4 protein-coding genes are annotated in these 3453 nt (G+C 50.1%); 1 reads left to right on the forward strand and 3 read right to left on the reverse strand.

Annotation, left to right across the window (positions count from 1 at the left end):
* On the forward strand, positions 1-272 hold a 272-nt coding region (locus tag Q0314_RS07080; protein ID WP_298057806.1), incomplete at its 5' end, for a hypothetical protein.
* Positions 273-331: 59 nt separating this feature from the next.
* Here the strand turns inward: Q0314_RS07080 and Q0314_RS07085 are convergent.
* From Q0314_RS07085 to Q0314_RS07095, 3 genes are all read right to left on the reverse strand, one after another.
* On the reverse strand, positions 332-1087 hold the full coding sequence (locus tag Q0314_RS07085; protein ID WP_298057808.1) for an ABC transporter ATP-binding protein: 756 nt from the start codon (positions 1085-1087) through the stop codon (positions 332-334).
* Complete coding sequence (locus Q0314_RS07090) at positions 1084-2649, reverse strand: DUF1007 family protein (RefSeq protein WP_298057810.1); 1566 nt, start codon at positions 2647-2649, stop codon at positions 1084-1086. The genes Q0314_RS07085 and Q0314_RS07090 overlap by 4 nt, the downstream gene beginning before the upstream one ends.
* Positions 2650-3453 (reverse strand): zinc ABC transporter substrate-binding protein (locus tag Q0314_RS07095; protein ID WP_298057812.1); only part of this gene is annotated, 804 nt, incomplete at its 5' end.

Genomic DNA, 3453 nt, shown 5'->3' on the forward strand with positions numbered 1-3453 from the left:
AGAGGAAGGGGATTCTACTTACGAAGCGTCGCCCCTTCCTCTCCCAAGCCCTCTCTAACCCCACTGCACGTGAGAGGTTGCTGCGCTATGCGCAGTTTTATCCGGTGCTGTCGCGCCGAAAATGTAAATTTGACATTTTCAAGATGTGGGTCTCGGTGGCTCAAATTTGCAAATTTAACTTCAAATTTGAGCGCAAAACGATAAGGCGAAGTATTTTTTCTTTAGACGAGACGGAAATGAGCCGAGCGAGGGCGCGTATAAATAATACGTAACCGAGCTTCGGCGATATTTCTAACGATGTATAAAGAAAAAAGACAAGCCGCTGCCAAATTTAGTGACGTCCGCAGCCGCACTCTTTCAACGCCACCTCCACATCGCAAAAATGCCTATGATCTCTCGCCAAATGCTCGATAAAATCCTGCTTGGAACCGTGCGAGATCTCGTGCATGAAAAGATCGTGATTGACGTAGGCGACTTTGGTAGCGAAATTTAGCGTCAAATTTACGTCGTGGCTGATGAGCACGACGCCCGTACCGTCAGCATTGATCTGTTTTAGCAGCTTATAGATGTCGGCCTGGCCCTTCGTATCGATGCTGGCGGTGGGTTCGTCTAGCATCAAAATTTTAGCCTTTGCGCAAAGCGCGCGCGCGATATAGACGCGTTGGCGCTGGCCACCGCTTAGATCGCCGATCTTTCGCCGCGTAAATTCGCCCATACCGACGCGCTCCAGCGCCGCCTCAGCCTCTATCTTGTCGTCCTTGCCGTAAAATCCAAACAGCTTTTTATCTATCCGCCCCATCAAAACAACCTCGAGCACGCGCATCGGGAAGCTCTGATTTATCGGGATATTTTGCGGGACGTATCCCACGGCCTTGCTCACGCTAGCAGGCTCCTGACCGAACACCTCTATCGTCCCGCCGCTTGGCCTGTTTAGCCCCAGCATCAGCTTTAAAAGCGTACTTTTGCCCCCGCCGTTTGGACCTATGACAGCTAGAAAATCCTTGCAGTCGTATTCTAAATTTATGCCGTCAAACACGAGGTTTTCATCGTAACCAAAGCTCAAATTTCGCACCGAAATGTCGCTCATAAAACGCTCACCTTACCCGAAATATAAAACATAAAAACGCCAAGCCCGAGCATCACCAAAAGCGCGGCAAACTCGCAGCAAGTCCGCAGCGCGCGAAATCTCATCGCGCCTTTTAGCTTAAAGCCGCAAACGGCCGCGAGAAATATCACCGCACCCATGCCAAGCCCCATAAACACGCCGCTAGCAAGCCCGGCCGCATAGCTGTTTAGGCTAAATGCTAGCACGAAAACTAGCAGCGTACCCGGACACGGCACGAGCGATCCAGCCAGCACCACGAGCCACTCGCTAGCGGTTTTTGGCGCCTCACTAGAGGCCCTACAGGCTGCGCAGCCGCACTCGCTCTCGTGGGCGATAGGGCTAAATTTGACTGATTTTGCGCTCAAATTTGACGTGGAGTTTAAATTTGAGCCAAAAACTTTACTCGCCTCATTTGCGCCTTTTTCGCCCGAGACAGGCGCGGCGACAAAGCTAAATTTAGGCTTTAGCACCGTTTTTTGAATCTTAGCGTAGATCATATAAAGGCTCACGCAAACGATCGCTACGGCCGAGATTTTCGTCATCGCGCCCGCTATGTCGCTGACTTTGTCCGTCAAAAACGCATTTAAAAAAACGTAGCTAAAAAGCACGAGCAAAAACGCCCCCGCCACGTGTGCGAAGCCGACCTTCATCGCAAAAGCCAGCGCGCGCGAGTAGCTGCCGCCGTTTGCGACGAAGTAGCTAGCCGTGAGCATCTTAGCATGCCCGGGGCCAGCGGCGTGCAAAAAGCCGTAAAAAAAGCTAACCGCGGCTAACAGGGCGAAATTTAGCGCGTTTAGCTCGGCGCTGTTTATCTTGATGAGCTCTTTTAGGCGCTCCAAAAACTGTAGGCTCATGCCCGAAACCGAGTCAAATTTAGCCCTATCCTCGGCGTCGATTTGCTCTAAATTTTGCTTATTTTGCGCTTTAACAAGCGAGCTAAGCTCTGGCTTTGCAGGCTCTATTTTGGGCGCTTTTGAAGTCATTTCAAAAAATGCCGTACTCAAATTTACGTTTGGCACGAGATAAATTTTATCGGTGAACGCGTATGGCTCGGGCGAGCTTATTTTAAAGTTAAAAAATCCCTCGTGATCAAAAACCTCGACCGTGATGACGCGGCCGTCCTTGACTGCCAAATTTAGCTCTAAAATATACTCGAAATTTAGCCTGCCGCCCTCCAGATAGACGCGTTGCGAGAGCGTTTTGGTATGCAAATTTACGGTCTCGCCCGCGCCGTCGTAGTAGCCCACGCTAGTTAGGTAGCCGCGCGGCACGATGTAGTCGAGTAGGGATTTTTGCACCTTCCACGCTTCGTTTTTGCTAAGCGCTTTATCGGCGTTTTCGTCGTAGCTTTGTAGCGTTAGTTCTGTGAAATTTTCAGAAAACGTCCAGGTTACGGCGGCTGTTTTTATCATGTCGCCTTGGACGTCAAATTTGACCGAGGCATGCGCGGTCGGTGTGTAAAGCGAGCACAGAGCACAGGCGTGCACGAAGCTAAAAAAGGACGCAAGAAGCGCGAAAATAGCCAGTATGCGTCCAAATTTCATTTACAGGCTCTTTGCGAAAATTTGCGCCGTTTTGCGTAGCTCGGCGTCCCAATCAAGCGGCAGTTGATCGATCTCTACGACGCTAGCGCCGCTTTCTTTGGCGACGGTTTGCGCAGCTTTTTTAGAAAACTGCGGAGCGACGAAAATGACTTTCACGCCGTGCTCTTCGGCTTCCTCGATGAGCTCTTTTAGCTCGGCCGGTTTTGGTTCTTTGCCATCCACTTCGATCGCGATTTGCTCTAGATCGTAGCGCTTAGCAAAGTAGCCCCAAGACGGGTGATAGACTATAAATTCGCGGTTTTTGACGTTTGCTAGAGTGCTTTTGATAAAGCCGTCAAGCTCGTCAAGCTTAGCTTCAAATTTAGCCAAATTCGCCTCAAAAAGCGCCTTGTTCTCAGGATATTTTTCGCTTAGCGCGGCGGCGATATTTTTAGCTTGGATCTTTACCAAGACGGGATCTAGCCAGATGTGCGGGTCAAATTCGCCGTGGTGATGATCGTGATCGTGATGATCGTGACCTGCATGCTCGTGTTTATGCTCGTGGTGAGCGTGCTCGTGCTTGGCGTCATGGTGATGATCGTGGTCCGCGTGCTCGTGGTGACCTTCAAATTTGATCTTTTCCACACCAGCGTCGGTTTTTATGATTTTAAGGTTTGGATAAGATTTTTGAAATTTAGGCAGCCAAGCCTCCTCAAACTCGATCCCGATAGCAAAATATAGGTCGCTTTTTTCAAGCGCGGTCATTTGTTTTGGCTTTGGTTCGTACGTGTGCGGATCGGCTCCCTTGCCTACCATTACGTTTAC

The organism is uncultured Campylobacter sp., assembly GCF_938040115.1.
In the GTDB taxonomy this organism is placed as follows: domain Bacteria; phylum Campylobacterota; class Campylobacteria; order Campylobacterales; family Campylobacteraceae; genus Campylobacter_A.

Bases quoted from the DNA above. Each gene is read 5' to 3' on its own strand.
- Q0314_RS07085 (WP_298057808.1), bottom strand. From the start codon at position 1,087: ATGAGCGACATTTCGGTGCGAAATTTGAGCTTTGGTTACGATGAAAAC.
- Q0314_RS07090 (WP_298057810.1), bottom strand. From the start codon at position 2,649: ATGAAATTTGGACGCATACTGGCTATTTTCGCGCTTCTTGCGTCCTTT.